11 protein-coding genes and 2 pseudogenes are annotated in these 17,939 nt (G+C 33.8%); 2 read left to right on the forward strand and 11 right to left on the reverse strand.

Annotated elements, in window-relative coordinates:
• Positions 1-75, forward strand: a pseudogene (locus HX743_RS14230) (IS6 family transposase); the annotation flags it as partial.
• 53 nt (positions 76-128) lie between these two features.
• On the opposite strand, the pseudogene HX743_RS14235 reads toward HX743_RS14230, so the two are convergent.
• The 3 genes and pseudogenes from HX743_RS14235 to HX743_RS14245 all read right to left on the reverse strand — a co-directional run.
• Positions 129-281 (reverse strand): annotated as a pseudogene (locus tag HX743_RS14235) (recombinase family protein); the annotation flags it as partial.
• Positions 282-501: 220 nt separating this feature from the next.
• Complete coding sequence (locus tag HX743_RS14240) at positions 502-5,631, reverse strand: ATP-binding protein (RefSeq protein WP_250316253.1); 5,130 nt, start codon at positions 5,629-5,631, stop codon at positions 502-504.
• Positions 5,618-6,640, reverse strand: a complete 1,023-nt coding sequence (locus HX743_RS14245) for a ComEC/Rec2 family competence protein (protein ID WP_178319534.1) — start codon at positions 6,638-6,640, stop codon at positions 5,618-5,620. The genes HX743_RS14240 and HX743_RS14245 overlap by 14 nt, the downstream gene beginning before the upstream one ends.
• Positions 6,641-6,982: 342 nt before the next feature.
• Here HX743_RS14245 and HX743_RS14250 point away from each other — a divergent pair, with 342 nt between their 5' ends.
• The gene (locus HX743_RS14250) at positions 6,983-8,005 is read left to right on the forward strand and encodes an SMEK domain-containing protein (protein WP_178319535.1); all 1,023 of its coding nucleotides are present in this window, start codon (positions 6,983-6,985) and stop codon (positions 8,003-8,005) included.
• A 170-nt stretch (positions 8,006-8,175) separates the two neighbouring features.
• On the opposite strand, the gene HX743_RS14255 is transcribed toward HX743_RS14250, so the two are convergent.
• From HX743_RS14255 to HX743_RS14290, 8 genes are all read right to left on the reverse strand, one after another.
• Positions 8,176-9,588: a VWA domain-containing protein gene (locus HX743_RS14255; RefSeq protein WP_178319536.1), complete on the reverse strand. Its 1,413-nt coding sequence runs from the start codon at positions 9,586-9,588 to the stop codon at positions 8,176-8,178.
• The gene (locus HX743_RS14260) at positions 9,576-11,072 is read right to left on the reverse strand and encodes an AAA family ATPase (RefSeq protein ID WP_178319537.1); all 1,497 of its coding nucleotides are present in this window, start codon (positions 11,070-11,072) and stop codon (positions 9,576-9,578) included. The genes HX743_RS14255 and HX743_RS14260 overlap by 13 nt, the downstream gene beginning before the upstream one ends.
• A 244-nt stretch (positions 11,073-11,316) precedes the next feature.
• Entirely contained in the window at positions 11,317-12,120 is an 804-nt protein-coding gene (locus tag HX743_RS14265) for an NYN domain-containing protein (RefSeq protein ID WP_178319538.1), read from the reverse strand.
• 632 nt (positions 12,121-12,752) lie between these two features.
• On the reverse strand, positions 12,753-13,139 hold the full coding sequence (locus tag HX743_RS14270) for a carboxymuconolactone decarboxylase family protein (RefSeq protein ID WP_177155611.1): 387 nt from the start codon (positions 13,137-13,139) through the stop codon (positions 12,753-12,755).
• Positions 13,139-14,593, reverse strand: coding sequence for an NAD-dependent succinate-semialdehyde dehydrogenase (locus HX743_RS14275; protein ID WP_177155612.1), 1,455 nt, complete (start codon positions 14,591-14,593; stop codon positions 13,139-13,141). Before HX743_RS14275 ends, HX743_RS14270 begins: the two co-directional genes overlap by 1 nt.
• 144 nt (positions 14,594-14,737) lie before the next feature.
• Positions 14,738-15,907, reverse strand: a complete 1,170-nt coding sequence (locus tag HX743_RS14280) for a hypothetical protein (RefSeq protein ID WP_178319539.1) — start codon at positions 15,905-15,907, stop codon at positions 14,738-14,740.
• 28 nt (positions 15,908-15,935) lie between these two features.
• Positions 15,936-17,336 (reverse strand): cytosine permease, encoded by a 1,401-nt coding sequence (locus HX743_RS14285; RefSeq protein WP_178319540.1) that lies wholly within the window; start codon positions 17,334-17,336, stop codon positions 15,936-15,938.
• A 322-nt stretch (positions 17,337-17,658) separates the two neighbouring features.
• A partial coding sequence (locus HX743_RS14290; protein ID WP_178319541.1) for an aldehyde dehydrogenase family protein occupies positions 17,659-17,939 on the reverse strand: 281 nt, incomplete at its 5' end.

The following is a 17,939-nucleotide window of genomic DNA, read 5'->3' on the forward strand; positions in this document are numbered from 1 at the left end:
GGACAAGCATCGTCATTTTATTATGGTCAGCCTCAGGGTGAAGTGTGTCTAATCAACAGGGTTTTCGGTCTCTAAGTACTTTTTAAAGGGAACATCATCGACTCAAATCTCTATTTGCAACAGTGCCCATAGTTCAACATTTCCTGAAATTTAGGTCGGTCAGTATTTTTACCTGAAGCACGGTCAACAAAAATCCGGTCGACCTCAATTCCTTCAAGTTGACGTCCAGTGTTTTGCTCGACAGAACTTACCCGGACATACCCTACTTTTTGGCCTTTCACTTTTTCACGCCCCAATTGGATAAAAATGAACAATTTCGTAAATTATAATTCTTTAACACTAAAGTTACATGTTACTTATGATTAAAAATCATTTAAATGATACATAATTTCATGAACTTTCAGATTGTAACTTTAGGGTGTAGTCTAAAATTACAATATTAAATTGTGCATTAGTATTTTCTTGAGTAACTGTCTGCAATCCCTTATTAGAATTTATAATTCAGGCACTCTTTAACTTTTGAAAAAATTTGTTTTGCTGAAGAGCTGCGCTTCTTCTATCACCTTGATCAACCAACCAATCAATAATTTTTAAGAATTTTTGTCGAAGTTCTATTGGCATCAATTGTTCCTTATCTATAAAAATTTGTAAAATGTTAGATATCCTTTGATATATGTGCTCATTCCAATTCAATGCTTCACCTGAGGAGATTAATCCTAAAATTTGATCTGCATATAGGTGTGATGGATAATTCTGGATTGATCGTTCACACAATTTCAAGAATAGATGAATCACAGATTCAGTCCAACCTACTGCTCGAATATACTTATCAACCAAAGGTAAAATTATACCTATTTCAGTCCAATCACCATTTACAAACCTACTGGCTAAAGGTGCATTTTGATCTAATGATACAAACATCAGCGATTTTGAAATCTTAGGTAAATCAAAACCTGAAATTTCTCCAGCTTTATAACCTTTTTTATCAAAACACGATGCTTTAAAAAAACGATCCAAACATAAATCTAAAACATCTAACGCATTGTCAGGAATGTTTTGTGCATCATAAATATAACTACAAATATAATTTTCAATGAACGGATAAAGCAACTCCCAACAAGCATCTGTTTTAAGCTTAAGAATTGGCATAAGGAATTGGGCTTTGATTTCTTCTGTAGGAAATATTCCAACAACTCTTGCTAAAGTGCTAGATACGCTATGATTCCATTCATAAATAATATCTTTATCTTCAAACCTCTGATTTTCTTCAAGCCAAGAAGGTTCTTGTTTTTCTATTGTCCATTCCAAACAACTTTCGAAAAAATTTAGAATATAGGTTTGAGAGGTATCATGAAGTAATTTCTCAGGCAGTAACTTAATAACTTTTCCTGAAAACTCATGATCCCATTGAGTATCTGATTCTACCCCCTTTGAAATATCTTCATCTTGTTTCATCCAAGGTGCATCAGGTGTTGGTAGTGCACACCAATCATCGTCTGATTCTAAATAATTGTTTACAGATTCATATACTTTATCTAATTCCTGTTGTGCTTCTTGATATTTATCTGATCGATAGATGCGATATTTTAAATGATTTTTACATAGAGCAAATGCAAAATAAATTGCAGACCAAGTCAGTTTAGGATGCTTATCAAATAATTTAAGACATTCTTTTAATGCCACTAATGAAATTTCATGTGATGGGCTCTCTACAATATTTAGAAGATTACTGAAAGTTAAATCATTCATAGTGTCATGAATAATTTCACTTACTAAAGCTTGTACAAGAAATTTCTTTGGATGAAAAGCTAAGGATGCTGGTGGACAATCTATCTCATAAGAACTGTATGGTAACTGGATTACTTGATTTAAAATATCACGAGCCCATTCTAAATCACCTTCTTTACGATCTGTTCTAAAGGCTAAGATCATGGTAGCTAAGGCACTAAAAGCACGTTGTTTCATACTTTTATGCGTAGACGAATCTTCATACACATCACAAGCATCTTGAAATAAGTCTTTTTCTTCTAAATCTTTGAATAACTTAATGACTGAATCTATAGTGTAGTTATTTTGGATTGCATCAGCTTCTAATGATTTCTCAACCCAATATGCTACACTAGAATATATTGCAAACTCATTTAGTTGTTTATATTCTTTCGATTCAACTTGCTTTTTATTATGAGGATGATCAAAGTAGTAAGCTAATTGATTCTCTTCAATTTTTTGGTAAGAGTAATTCTCAGTATTACCATACTCAGCATAATAATCAGCTCGCTCTTCTAAGAAAATGATGTTAGGTTGATTAGTCTTCTCATGCTCAAAATTAAAAATAAGATTCGTTTTAAAATTCGATAACTTATCTTTGATAAGTTCATGAAAACCATGATTTATAAAGTAATTTATTAATAAAGATTCTAATCTTAATTTATGGCCTTCTCTAATGTAATTGTGTCTAACAGTTTCAATATCTTTTTGATATTTTGATTCACCTTGAAGAGACATTAAAGTTGTACTAGGTTCCTGTAAGTCTTGCTGGAAACGATACTTATCTAACTCTAAAATTTTAAAATTAGTGACAACTGGAAATATAGAATTAGAAACAACTTGCTTATTTAGGGCTAAAACACTTACTACACCAAGAATTGCGACTGATTCATGTCCTAAAGTAATTTTTTGAATGAGTTCATCAAAATCTCGCCCTTGCTCTAGTTGTTCAAAGCACCAATTTTCTAACACCATATAGGCCGATGAAATCGCATTATTTATCCAAACAGGTTTTTTCCAGATATATTGCTTTTCATTTCCCCAAAATTCGTGCACTCCCCAAGGAAATTCAATGATAGTTGGTAGAGGTACTTGTTCAGAAATTTCACATAGTTGTTTCCATGCTTGAATCGCATGATTAGACAAATCACGTATAAGCTGTAATCCAGTTTCTTCAGAATGAGTCAATAATGAAAAAAATGGCTCCTTTAAAGGTGAGCTAGGATAAAACTGTCTAGATTCATATTTAATTGATAAGTTTTCCCAATCATGATTCTGAATCTGTTGATATGGTGCTTGATGAAAAAATAAAGCACGACGATCAATCTTTAATTGTTCTTCTTTGGTTCTTTCTTCTTCAGGTTTAGCTAATAACTCCTGAAAATATTGATGGGTTCTTTGATGTTCCCTTTCCTCACGTTCTATATGTTCTTTAGGTAGTTCATCTAATAAAAATTTTAACGTTAAATCAGCAAGTAATTTTGGATGATGTTGTGAAATAAGAGAGGAAGCGCCTACGATATGTTTAAAAATTTCTCTAGATAATTCAGGTTCCGAAAGCAAAAACTTTAAATATCTTTCGGTATAAGTTGGATTTGATTGTATTGAAACCAAAATTAGATTAATCAAACTAAACTTAAAATCTTTTAAGTTAACTATTTCCCCCCAATCATTAGCTCTCTCTTTTTGAGAAATTTCTAAAAGCCAGTCGATTGATACATCCAAAATCATTTTAGACATTTGATTTGAAGGTGCATGAATACCTGCATATTGCCAAATCTCAAAACTTTTTAAAATTTGCGGATATAATTGATGTTGAGTATTTGGTATTAATTTCAAAACATATTCTAAAAGTGTTCGCCATAAGAATGCATCAGATGGCCAAGAATATTGAATAGCTAATTGTAATTTATCAGGCTGTTCCAAGAATATTGGATTTGCCTTGGTTTTCTCTGCTTGAAACCATGTTAATAACTTATTAAAAAGATCGAAATCCTTTTCCTGCAAAGCTTGTGTATATCTACCATTCAACTCAATAAATTTCGGATGTCCGATTGGCCCAATTACCCATGCTCTTAACCATTGTGATCTGAGTTCTTTAAATTTTGGATTCGCTAAATGATTCACCCACTGATCATCAATAAACTCCCGTTGAGCAAGCAATTCTACAACCCTACTTATATAAGGAGGTTGTCCAAAGCTTTCTATTTTATCCAACCAGTTATGTTCCTCTTCTAAAAGAAGATAAAGTAATGACCACTCATAAAATATGTCATGTATAAAATCAACAGTAGAACTTTTAGAGTTTACATGTATTATCCCATCTACTTCTAAACTATCTAAAGCATCAATAGGATGAATGTCTCTACGTTTGACACTATTGCTAAGGTTTTGAGATTTAAGTTCAGAAAGCTTTTTTAAAAAATCCTGTCGATTGTAAATAGCTTGACCATTTTCATTAAATCCACCTCGTTTCCACCATGCATTAATTAGTTCTAACTCTGACTCAGGTTCAAAATCATTAGCTTTTAAGCTGGTTAAAACTTTAGCAAAAAATGGACGCCTAATAATCTCTTTGACTTTGTTATCACTGAATAATAGCTTTTGAATACTTGGGGTTTGTTGAGCTAATGCTAGACATTCATCATCATTTAAAAGATCTATGTTAATAATCTGAATATTAGTATTCTTTAAAAGGTCTCCCATCCATACCTTTAACGGTTCAAGCCCTGTGTCTCTTAAAGTAGTAACAATTTTCCAATTAGTTAAATCATGGTCATTAAAAATTGTACGAATTAAATCTTCAACGATTGGTTTACTGTTTTCACTTACTCTGTCTATACCATCAATAAAGACAATAGGGACTCCCCCAACAGCTTCCAAACTTATTAGCCACTCTGAAATTGAAAAACTTGGTAACCCAACCCTAGATAGATATTCTAACCAATTATTACTTCCCGTAAGTTGATTGGATTTAATAAATAAAAATGGCAAGTCATTAGCTTTTGACTCAGCGATTTGTCTTAGGAGAACTGATTTACCTGTACCAGATAAACCTGTAATTTGGATAAATCTGCCCGAATTTAATTTTTCTTCAAATTCACTGTGTAATGTAGGTCTATATAATTCAAAGCCATTAATCGTTTTAAGCACCTGTCCCAAGCTCTGTTGACTAATTTCTTTGATCATCTGTACTTCTGGAATATAAAGTCTTTGATCAAAGACAGTACATTCAAAAAAATCATTGATTTCACTGAAATTTAAAGTATCAAGACTTTCAGCTCCAAAGTCATTATGATTTTCATTGTGAATGATAAGTGCTTTTGCTGTCGGGTAATTTTTATGATGTGTAAAAATTAAAGAACCTGATATTCCATGAAAATTTTTATTTTTTTCTATTAGATTAGGAGTTGGATCGGAATGTAGATTGTAATATATGAGTGTGTTAACTACTCTGGGTACGTCAAATACTAATGGTGTTACACCAAAATCTCTACTATTAAACCCATAACTAACATAGTAATTACTAATGCTTTTTTCATTAATAATTAAAGTATCATGGGCTGTTTCTTTTACATTGATAATTACTAAGTCTTTTACTTTGTCGTAATATATTTTTTCTATGTGAAGAGCTGATGTATCATCGTTATTAAATAATTGAATATCGTTTGTATTAAATTCTTTAGGACAGACTCTACAACATCCATCAGTATTACTTAGATATAAGTCACAACTATTCCTTTGGTCACAAATACTATGTTTAGATGTAATAACGAATGACTTCTCATCATCAAATGACTTGAAAAAAAAACCACTGGAGTTATCTGTCAGTGTGTGAACTTGTATTAGATTATTTGTGTTCATAGCTAAGTGTGTTCATCCCATTAGAAGGATAAGTTTCATTAATACTACAGCCTAGTCTTTTAAACTCTTCAATTTTTGCTGAAAGATTAGAGCTGTTTGAGCTTAAGTGAATAGTTGGATTGTTATCTAAACTTATAATTCTAGCTAATGTGATATTGTTAGGATGGTTATGATGTGTCTCATTGTTTGCACATAAAATATATTCCGTCTTGCCTAAAAGATCTAACAGTTCAATTTTTGTGTTTCGTTCACTTCCATGATGAGATATTTTTACCACATCAAATTGATATTTTCCAAAACCCGCTATATTTAGACCCTCAATGACATCATCAGCATGCGCATCTCCAAGAAATAGCCCAGAGAAATCTCTGTATTCAATAACTAAGCTAATACTTGACCTATTAGTGATAGAAGGATCTTTTGTAAAAATATCTTGACCAGATTGTATTCTTTGTAATGCTTCTTCAGAGGTCATTTCTTTAATTTTTGAACTTGAGATTTGTTTTTGGCTTTTCTTTTTTTCTTCTCTTTCTTTTTTAGCATTGGCATCGTTTAGCATTCGATCTAGCGTTTCAACTGTTGGTGTTATCGCAGTTAGCTTAATACCATTATGTATTAATGGAACTGTTTCTCTTGTTAAACAAATACTTTGAATTCCCCGCTCTGTCAGTAATTTTTGCTTAAGGGTATTATCTTGATTATATGAAATTTGTTTTTGTACACTTGCTATAATGTCAGGAATATCTTGTAGGCTATTAAAAACAATAGTTTTAATTTTAATTCCGGTATCAAGCAAATATTCAAATCCACCAATGTGATCATCATCATTATGAGTGACTACCGCTATATCAATAGTTCCATCTTCACCTAAAATATTCTCTATATTGGTTAGTACATCTCTACGAGCTAAGAATGATTTAGGGCCGCAATCAATCAAAATTTTTGAGTGATCAAAGTCAAGAAGAAGACAATCTCCATGCGCAGCATCTATTATATGAATCTTTAACATTTAAATATTTGTGTAAAATTATGATTTATAAGTATTTTATCTATTTATATTAAAAATGGAATCATTTTTTTAATCTAGTTCATGAACTAGATTAAATTGAATATTTACCAAAATTTATTTATATATTTGAATTTATTAGTAATTATTGATTATGTTGTATAATTTTACCATTAAGGTTTCTTGGTCCATCGTATAAGGTGAAATACTATTAGGAACGATAATGTTACGAGCGAGTGAAGATATTTGCCATGAACATGATGGAATGTCGTTGCCAAGCTGTATCTACTTTGGTATTGATATTCCGTCATTTTCGCCCACCTGAGAAATCGGACTCCAATCAGTATGCTCACTAGAACCCAAAAAGCCGATCAAATCTTTAATTTATTTGCTTATTTCAGCATAACAATAACGATGAAAAATAGTGTTGGGATGACTGATGATAATAAGATCGCTGAACCTGTTTTCATTGAATTACTCAACAAGGTTTACGATTATTCTTTACGTGATGTAAATATTGATAAGAGCAACCATGTGGCGATAGATGCTGCCGATGACAATTTAGGAATAGCAGTACAGATTACTTCTGATCGTTCTAAAAAGAAAAAGGATGATACCATTGCAAAACTGGAATCTCACCAGTTAAACAAAAAATATAAGCACATCATTTTTTTACTATTGTCTGATCGTGATACATCGAAAACCTATGAGAAAGAAGGTTATAAAATAGAAATCATTACGCTCACTGATCTGGCTAAATCTATATATAATAAGCCACCAAAGGAATTTGAAGAGCTATTCAATTACTGCATGAATGAGCTTGGTAGTTATAATTTCATACAGAATGCCGGGATTGTATTCAAGCAAACACAGTACAGCATGATTGATCTACAGGCTGATATTAGCAGTTTTATGAAAATAAATTGGTATTTTCTAGGTGACGAACCAACCCAAGTTGAAGTAAAACAGGGTCTCACCCTATTAAGAACTGCTCTGCAACAACTCAACTACCCGTCTTTAATGGTCATATTTAAGATATTAGATTACACAATAAAGTATAACAACCTTGATCACTCCGATCTAACCATCATGCCAATAGCAAATATGCAAGCCGGCTTAACCAAAGAACAAGTAAAGGTCTACGACACGATCACCGAAGCACTTGAAAACATTCAGTTGGTACATACGCATGATGAACCTACTTGGTATTACCATAGACCTCATTACGCAGCCGTCTTTAAACATGAAGCAGTCGATGACTTTAATTTCTTTCTAGGTATCTGCCGATTCTTCAAAAGTAAGGATAATTACGACCCTATAGAATTGGCAAAAATGATATATGAATACGATTTTTCCATGATCAATTAAAAAAATCCCTCTCTCGAGGGCTTTTTTAGAACATATAATTAGCTATTGAGCATTGATGCGTAGTGAATAGCCACCAAAATTCTAGACACACGTAACGATCTTTTGGACTGCCCCAGTATCCTAGACATGAGACAGCCTCACTTTTAAGAAAGGTTGCTGCATAACATCAGTTATTTAAGTAAATTTATTACCTCAGAAACTGAACTATTTCTTGGATTAAATAACCACTCCCTATCAAAATAATTACGAGCAAATTGATTGATTGGTGAGTTTCCTATGACTAACGAATAAAATTTATTGTTATTTTGCTTCGCCAAATCAATTTTATCCATTTGTTTTGAAGCTAAGGTTGCCATAATAAAATCTGAAATAATTAATATATCCGATTTTTGATAACTCTCATTTTTAAGCAAATTCAAAGCAAAATCTAATGCAGGGGCAACATCAGTCCCACCATGAAAAGACATTTTAAGAAAGTTAATTAAGGTATTTAATCCATCGGGTTTCGTCAGTTCCAGTGTTTGAATGGAAGTCGAAAAGTTTATTAAATAGCATGCCCGTTTTTCTTTCATTGCTTGCTGTGCAAAATATAAAGCGACCGCTTTCGCTATAAATTCTGGTGTACCACTCATAGAACCACTTGTGTCTATGCAAAGAATCATAGGGCCTTTAGCAACTTCATCAACTGATGAGACAATATCAACTTCGTGACTAATAGCCTGTAAACCTTGCATTTCAAAACACATAAGATTCGATTCAATATATTTAAGATCAAAAAGAATCTCAGTTTCAGGATCAGATAGCAGTGCTAACTCAGAAGGCAATACAAACTCTAATTCATTACCTAGACGAATCCCAATGATCTCTTCACGGGAATTGATATCAGGAACAAAGCTTTCTACAGAACTTTTGGTAGAAATATCCATTTTTTCCTGGGCCAAATGTGCTTGTTGAATTTTCCCTAGTACATCCAAAATTTTAGACAATGACTCATTATTACTCAGATGCTCTACCCATCTTTTGAATTGTTGAATATCTTGTTCGGTCAGACTACCTTTTGAATAATCCAAAAAAATACCTGTATCAAAACCTAGCTTTTCAGCAAGATTTTTTAGATATTCAAAATTTTTGAATTGCTCCAATAACTGGTTCAAAAATTGTTCTCTTAATTGATCAATTTTTTTTAATTCCCAATCAGCAGATCGTTGATCAAGATTTTTTTTCCAGTCCTTGAATAGTTGTTGTCTTAACTTATTATGGTCAATTTCTGGATTAGCATTTTCTTTTTTCCAGTAGCTACTTTGATCTGGTACACCAGCAAATTTTGAAAAATTTGAATAAGCATCTATGGCATCTAATAATCCAATTTCTTCTGTATTCAAAAACTTTTCATATGTATTAAAGTATTCTTGAAACGGATTGTCGAGAAATAACCGACGTTTTAGATCTATAGACCATTGATTAATTTGATCATGAATACTTTCTTGAGCTTTTTCATGGTGTAACCAATGATCTAATTGAGCTTTATTTAACTCATTTTTAAATTTTTGTGTAGTATCATTAAATAATTCTAGTTGTCGCATAAGTCTTTTAAACGCCCGCAATCTTGAATATTTACTTCCAATTTGTTTATCTGCTCCTCAATGCTATTTAGGAGAAATTTTAAATCTTTTTCAGCAATGAATAATGAAGAAAATTGATTAGCTAAGAATTGATATTTATTTTTTACCTGCTCTGTTGCTTCAATAAAATTCTTTTGTATTTCTTCTACTTCGGATAATAAAGCATCTATTAGTCTTCTATTAATATTCTGCTTTTTTGAGCCTCTTGTATATTTTACCTTTGGAGTGAAAATAATGTTTCTATTATAACCATTAAAAATTTGATAACTACCTGATCCATCAGTTTTATATTGAAAGTCACGATCCTTATTACCGTTACTATCGATAGCATATATAAATTCATTATGAGGATTACCTGACACTTTTATATATAGTTTTTTTCTACGATGTTCACAATAGTATGGATAATAGAATTTACCATCATATATTTCCTCAGTTTCGTATATATCTTCTGTGTAATATAGCTCGGTAGAAATTTCCTGGTCTAATCTCTGCTTTTCCAAGACGAAGAAGGATGTATCAATTCCACTGTCTATACCAAGATTGAAAATTGATTTTTCGACAATTTCAGATACATCTTCAAAATTTTCTAATTTTGTCCATAAACAATACTTCAGTAAGAAAATCTCACTCAGCAAAACTTCACGACGACCATTGAAAAATGCTGCAGCCTTTAACAAATATGCAGCTCTTTGCCAACGACGATCAGAGACGTAAACTTTTTTATCTTCAGGTAAATCTGCAAGTAATTTGCGGATCATCAAAATCACATTATTAATTTCTGTATTAAATGTAATTTGATGAATTTCATCCTGCCATTCTTTCCATTCATCTTGTTTAACGAGTAAATTGCTTTCAATTGAGGATTTAACTTGCGTTGGTTTTGAGCTAATTAGATTTAAAAAGTTGTCTTTTTCTTTAATAGGTTCAACAATTAACCGTAGAATAAAGCGATCATATAATGCTTCTAATCCCTGATTATCAGGTGGCACTTCATTTGATGCAGAAACTAATGCCTTTAGTGGAGCATGCACAATTTCATCACCATTCTTAAAAATTTTCTCATTTACTAAAGTAAGTAGAGCATTCAAAATTGCTGGGCTAGATTTCCAAATTTCATCCAAAAATGCAAAATCTGCGTTTGGTAAATAATTTTCTATTTTTCTCGTATATTTATCTTCTTTGAGTGCCTTAATCGAAACAGGACCAAAAACCTCTTCAGGAGTACTAAATCGATTCATCAAATATTCGAAATATTTTGGTTCCTCAAATGCTTGTGCAATTTTTCTTGAAATTAAACTCTTTGCTGTACCTGGTGCCCCTAATAGAAATGTATTGGTCCCAGATAATGCCCCTAATAAACTTAATGCAATAATATGCTCACGTTCAAACATGTTTTCTGACAATTGTTGCAATATTAGTTCTATTCTTTCATTTAACTTCATAATTCAAACATCTAATTTATTAATTTCAGGTTCAAATACTAAGTGAGATACACTTATAATTATTTGAAAAAACCAAGGATATTGGAATAATTAGGCTTTCTAAAAATTTCTTTAAGATAAAAAGAAATATATGGCTATCCAGCTAGATAGCTATGCCCAAAGGTAATAGCATTCTTCATTTCAGATGACAGAGTTCTCTATTTTTCTAAGCTAAAAATGTCAATGTTCCTTAATTTCAGCTACTTTACTTTTTTAGGCGAACATATAAATTCTTATGTTCATTTGTACTAGTTGATCGTTCTTCAACATCAAAAACTTTTGGATATGATCTCACTAAATCCCCAAGTTTTTTAAAACCATATGTGCGTGGATCAAAATCAACTTGTAAGAGTTTCCATTGTGAACCCAAGGATGCTACCGAAACCCATTCAGTATCATGATTATCAAAAATTTGTTTGATCTTATCCAATGGTAAATTTGAATTAGATTGGGGTTTAGTTTGAATAGGCTCTTTATTGACAGTATTTGTTACTTCTTTTTTAACTTGTGACAGTTCTTCTTTATTTTGCGATAACTCTTCATAATCAGTTAAGTTTTCAACGTAAGTAAAATGAGAGCATGCATTACGGAATGCTTCAGGAGTTTGTTTTTTCCCAAAACCATACACTGTTGCACCCTGCTCTTTTATGCGGATAGCTAGAGCAGTAAAATCGCTATCACTTGATACAATAGCAAAACCATCAATACGGTCTGTATAAAGCAGATCCATAGCATCGATAATCATAAATCCATCAGTTGCGTTCTTTCCTGTTGTATAAGCAAACTGTTGCATTGGTTTAATAGCTAAGTTGTTAATAGCTTGTTTCCAACTACCATTTTGATTAACAAAATTTCCATATATCCGCTTTACTGTGGCTTCACCATATTTGGTGAGCTCGTTAAGAATATTTTCTATGTCCTTAGCTGAAGCATTATCAGCATCAATTAGTACTGCTAACTTTGCTGTCTTTTCTTCTGTTAGGTTGAAAATTGTTTTAGATACAGCCAAAATCTTCCCCTCAAAATATTTAACATAATAAGAAACATTATAGCTATTTATTCTAGAAAAATTTACTTTTAATAGGGATTTATGGCATAAATATAATAAATCCCTGTTAAATTTAAAGAGTATAACCAACCAAGCGTTAATGAATTAAGGAAATTTCTCAATATGGTTTGATGCCCACACTCAATGGCATGCATACGAGATAAGCCCAAATAACAGCGTAGCAATAAATTCTGTCAGGATGTTTAGATCCTTTGCAAGGTTATTTGTATATCACTTCTATGGGAAGTTTCTTTCTGCGCAATATGTCACATTGTTTGGAGGTAAGTTGGTCTAAAACTGCCGAATCTTATAGGTTCATGAAGTGATTTTTTTAAATTAACCTATAAATACTTATAACTTATTAAATTTTATCAAAATATTTTGAAGTTTATTTGTGAACTAGACTTTAGGTAAACATAAGTTAAATAGATATCAAATGATAATATGTTCATTAATATTGATATATGGTAATGATTACTCACTTTAATTGTCAAGATTTCTTATGCTGAAAGTATTCATAGGTTTCAATCGCAAATAGAATAACCGCATTTAATAATGCGGTTATAGTTTTAACATTTTGATTGGTAAAGTTTTTAAATATTTTCCTGTTCATATTCTAAAATTGCTTCTTTTGCAATACGGAAACTATCTACAGCAGCTGGCACGCCACAGTAAATTGCTACTTGCAAGAGTACTTCTCGAATTTTGTCTTTAGGCACGCCATTACGTAAAGCTCCTTTAACATGTAGCTTCAATTCATGCGGACGGTTTAAGGCTGATATCATAGCCAGATTAATTAGACTACGTTCAGGTTTGCTCAGTTCTTCACGTCCCCAGACCGCCCCCCAACAATATTCCGTGACCAGTTCCTGTAAAGGTAAATTAAAATCATCAGCATTGTTGATCGAATTATTGACATAAGCTTCGCCAAGTACCTGTTTACGAATCGCTAAACCTTTTTCAAATTTTTCATTACTCATTAGCCTAATCCTCCAAATAAGGTGTATTTGATTTCGAGATAATCTTCAATGCCATATTTTGAGCCTTCGCGCCCTAAACCTGACTGTTTAATTCCACCAAACGGTGCAACCTCATTTGAAATCAAGCCTTTATTAATTCCAACCATACCGTACTCGAGTTGTTCACTCATGCGCCACGCACGACCTAAATCTTGTGTGTAGCAGTAAGCAGCTAAACCAAATTCTGTGGCATTGGCCATCTCAATTGCTTGTTGCTCAGTTTCGAACTTAAAAATTGCAGCTAATGGTCCAAAAGTTTCTTGAGTTGCAACATCCATCTCTACAGTTACATCGGCAATAATGGTCGGTTCGTAAAATAACTCACCCCTGCTGTGTCGTTTTCCGCCTGCAACCAGGCGTGCATTTTTCTCTAAAGCGTCTGCAACGTGAGCTTCAACCTTTTTAACTGCGTTAGCATTGATTAATGGGCCGATTTCATTGCCTGGTTCTAAACCATTACCAATAGCAAATTTCTGAACTTTTTCATTTAATGCAGCGATAAATTTTTCATAGATGCCCGCTTGTACTAAAAAGCGATTTACACAAACACAGGTTTGTCCTGCATTGCGGTATTTGGCAATTAAAGCACCTTCAATCGCTGCATCTAAATCAGCATCATCAAATATAATAAAAGGTGCATTACCACCAAGCTCTAAAGATACTTTTTTAAGCGTCTGGGCTGAACGCTGATAAAGCAATTTACCGACAGGTGTCGAGCCTGTAAACGTAAATTTACGTACATCATCACTTTCAAAAATGGCATCACCTATCGTGATAGCATCACCTGTAATCACACTAAAGATTTCAGCAGGCACACCTGCTTGTAAGGCTAAATCGACTAAAGCTAAAGCAGTGAATGGTGTCTCTGGTGCTGGTTTAACAATACAAGGACAGCCTGCAGCCAGTGCCGGTGCAACTTTTCGAGTAATCATAGCAGCAGGAAAATTCCAAGGTGTAATAGCTGCAACAACACCGATAGGCTGTTTATTCACTACGATACGAGCATCAGGATAAGGACTTGGGATAATATCCCCATAGACACGTTTAGCTTCTTCGGCAAACCATTCTATAAAACTGGCTGCATATAGAATTTCACCTCGAGCTTCAGCTAATGGCTTACCTTGTTCATTGGTTAAAATAAAAGCCAGTTCATCTGCATGAGCGACCATTAAATCAAACCATTTCTTTAAAACTATAGATCGCTCTTTAGCCGTCTTATTTTTCCATGTTGCCCATCCTGCAACTGCTGCCCGAATAGCACGTTCAGCTTCGGCTTTGCCCATATTGGGTACAGTGCCAATAATATCTTGTGTAGCAGGATTATAAATATCAGAGGTATCCTTATTATCTGCATCACACCACTTCCCAGCTACGAATGCCTGTTGGTGAAATAAAGCCATTTCATTGAGTTGCATACCGATTATCCTTGTAAAGTAGGTTAAGAGTTATCAAACTAATTTAATTTGATCAGCTTACACCTACTATCTATTAACTTTGTATTATGGCATACCAAAAAAATCTCGAAAATTTTTTCGGTTGCTCGAATGTTATAACGGGATTTAGAAATAATAGAATAAGGTTAAATTTAATAATTTATTCCACTCATTATCATCACCCATCGCTAATGAATTCTGATTACCACCAATAAATGGATCATTCTTGCCCATAATATATTCTGCGGTTAAGGCCAGTTTTTTATGCTCAATTGATACACCCAAAATGTTTCGAATAGAATCTTTTGAACCTGCCTGATTTTTATCATATTGGCTATACATAAAATAAGGCGTTATGTTGCCAATATGCTTCACTTCTTTAAAAGCGTAACCAATATCCGCCGTGTAATACGTTGCTTTATTACTCACATAGTATTCAGTGTCGTAAGAGCCCATTAATGAAGCTTGCGCGTTAAAAACATCTTTATTGCTCACATCATTTTTACCACCCGTTAAGGTAAGCCCCAAATTGCCATAATTGATTTTGCTGAATAATGACCACGCATTACGATGCCCAGTTTCAGAGGTAGTTTTATTCTCAATATTAGAAGTCCAATATGAAGCACCAACTTGTGTATTCAGTCCTTCAACCCCTAAAAGTAAATCTTGAGTAATACGACCTACCCACATGTTTTTTTCTTGCAGCTCACTGTGGGGAGCATCATTTGAACTGACATAATTGGCACTATAACGTCCTGAGTCTTTTGTTGTACCGACATAATGCCCTCCATCCAGAGCAAAGTAACCCACGTCAAACTTAGTCGAACTTGGCAATTCAAAGTGATAGTTTAGACCTAAATTATGTACATCTTCTAAGCCCGCTGTAATATTGATACTGCCATATAAACTGGTGTTCCAGAAACGTCCCGGGCCAAATGCAAGGGGTTGCATACCCACCAACCATTGATCTGTCTCATTCACCTGGTAGCCGACATAGCCATCCACCAAAGTCGAAAAATCGCATAAGGTGTCATATTGATAACAACGATATTCAGCATGTCCAAATAATTTGCCACGTTCGTAATCTAATTTAAGCTGAGCAGCATCAAAACGGATTTTTTCGTCAGAAGCCGCTTCGCCATAATCTTTGTCTTGATAATTGCCTCGTACATAACCTGAAAATGTCAGTTTTCCGGTGTCCGCATTAGGATCCCCAAAACTGATCCCCGCATAACTTGGTATCCATGTTGTGAGCATTACAGATGCGACTGCCCACTGTAAATAATGTTTTTTCATGATATAGATTCCATTCCAAATTTAATTTTTACTGATGCGCTTTCACATTCATCTGAGGGTGTGATGATTTAATCTTTCCTAGATTAAATACGTAATACACAACAAAACTGACAACCAAACCAATTACCCAAGAAATATCAACATCTTGAATTACATTAGCAAATGGCCCTGTGAAGAAAGCATTGGTTAAAAAAGGAATTTGAACCGCAATTCCGATAAAGTAGGCAGTTAATGCTTTGGCATTAAATTTTCCGTAAATTCCGCCATCATGGGCAAAAATAGATTGGATGTCGTAAGATTTTTTATTGATGACATAAAAATCTAATAAGTTAATTGAAACCCACGGCACCAAGATAAACAGTAAGGCAAAAATCACATTAAGGAAGAAGCTAATAAAGTTACTAGATGCCCACAATGCAGTAAACGTAGCCAGAATTAAAACAATGACTGATATAATGATACGGATATTTTTGCTTGGCATCCATCGACCTGCAAAGGTCTGAATAGAAGTAATACAAGATAAAACTGCACCATACAAATTCATGGCATTGTGACCAATGATATTACAAAGAAATAAGATCATCAGTACATAACCAAACAGTCCTGTACCTGATTTAACTGCTTCCATTGCATCTGTTGTTGAACCAATCGCTACCGCAACTGTACCGAAGCCCATCGCAAAGATTGTGCCCAACGATGCGCCCAAATATGTATAAATAAATGGTTTATAAATTCCGATACTTTTAGGTAAATATCTTGAGTAGTCTGAGGTATAAGGTGAAAAACTAATTTGCCACACAGCACATAGACCGAACATGGCAAACCATCCCTTCAGATTAAAAGCACCTTTGGCCAGTACTTCTGCATTGATATGTGGAATCATAATCATTAAGCCAATTAACAATGAGCCGCCCATAAACCAGGTGCCGATCTTGTTAAATTTATGAATAAAATGATAGCCAATCACACCAATAATAGTTGCTACAATTGCACCAATCACAGTTGCAGCTGGGATGGGAATTGCAGGAACAACTGTGTGTAAAGTTTTGCCTGACAAAATAATATTGGAAATAAAGAAACCCAGATAAATCAGCGTCGTAAATAATACAACCAGCAATGCGCCATAACGTCCAAACTGTGCACGGCTTTGAATCATTTGTGGAATACCGACCTGAGGCCCCTGGGCAGACGTCAATGCTAGAATACTTGCACCAAAAAAGTGTCCACAACAAATGGCCACTAATGCACTAACCAAACTTAAGTTAAATGTAAGCATGGACATTGCACCTGTAATTACAGCTAACGGTGCAATATTGGTACAAAACCATAAAGTAAATAGATCCCGAACTTTTCCATTTCGTTCAGAAGGATCAACATAATCAATAGAATGACTTTCTATAGCGAAAGCATTTTTTTCATTTTGGCTCATATCCTTAATCTCTCTTTGAGGAATTCATTTCCTTCAATTTCAATATATTAGTGAGAGTGACTTCAGGTTTAAAAAAACCTGCCTTGTCGGTATTATTTACAAAAAATCGAACAGAGCTCAGTTATTTCAAAACCACGACTATTGCTGCTCTGGTCAATTCTTCAGAGAAAAAAATGAAGTCTGCCCAATCGATACTGATTCAGTATCAACTTATGCTCCTTTTAGGAGTGATGCTGTGCTAAAAACTAATACTATTTAGAATTCGACTTATTCATATTTTCTTCCTGAAAATCCATACCTATTCAGCCCCTTTTGTGATGCTTTAACGCATCACAAAAGGATCGGCTATCGGTTCATCTGAAGTCCGTAACCAAACTGTTTTGGTCGTAGTGTAGTCCAACACCGCATCGGCACCTCCCTCTCGGCCATGGCCCGATAAACCATGTCCTCCAAAAGGTGCGAGTGGTGAAACCGCACGATAGGTATTTAACCAAACAATGCCTGATCGAATTGCTTTGGTCATGCGATGCGCACGGCTTAAATTGTTGGTAAAGACTCCAGCAGCAAGACCGTAAGGGGTGTTGTTGGCCTTCTGGATAGCAT

This window comes from Acinetobacter sp. Swhac1, assembly GCF_013390985.1.
GTDB lineage: Bacteria > Pseudomonadota > Gammaproteobacteria > Pseudomonadales > Moraxellaceae > Acinetobacter > Acinetobacter towneri.

What these genes read in the sequence shown, in the direction of transcription:
- HX743_RS14255 (WP_178319536.1), bottom strand. Translation starts at nt 9,588, where the DNA reads ATGCGACAACTAGAATTATTTAATGATACTACACAAAAATTTAAAAAT.
- HX743_RS14245 (WP_178319534.1), bottom strand. Translation starts at nt 6,640, where the DNA reads ATGTTAAAGATTCATATAATAGATGCTGCGCATGGAGATTGTCTTCTT.
- HX743_RS14250 (WP_178319535.1), top strand. Translation starts at nt 6,983, where the DNA reads ATGCTCACTAGAACCCAAAAAGCCGATCAAATCTTTAATTTATTTGCT.
- HX743_RS14275 (WP_177155612.1), bottom strand. Translation starts at nt 14,593, where the DNA reads ATGCAACTCAATGAAATGGCTTTATTTCACCAACAGGCATTCGTAGCT.
- HX743_RS14280 (WP_178319539.1), bottom strand. Translation starts at nt 15,907, where the DNA reads ATGAAAAAACATTATTTACAGTGGGCAGTCGCATCTGTAATGCTCACA.
- HX743_RS14270 (WP_177155611.1), bottom strand. Translation starts at nt 13,139, where the DNA reads ATGAGTAATGAAAAATTTGAAAAAGGTTTAGCGATTCGTAAACAGGTA.
- HX743_RS14240 (WP_250316253.1), bottom strand. Translation starts at nt 5,631, where the DNA reads ATGAACACAAATAATCTAATACAAGTTCACACACTGACAGATAACTCC.
- HX743_RS14260 (WP_178319537.1), bottom strand. Translation starts at nt 11,072, where the DNA reads ATGAAGTTAAATGAAAGAATAGAACTAATATTGCAACAATTGTCAGAA.
- HX743_RS14285 (WP_178319540.1), bottom strand. Translation starts at nt 17,336, where the DNA reads ATGAGCCAAAATGAAAAAAATGCTTTCGCTATAGAAAGTCATTCTATT.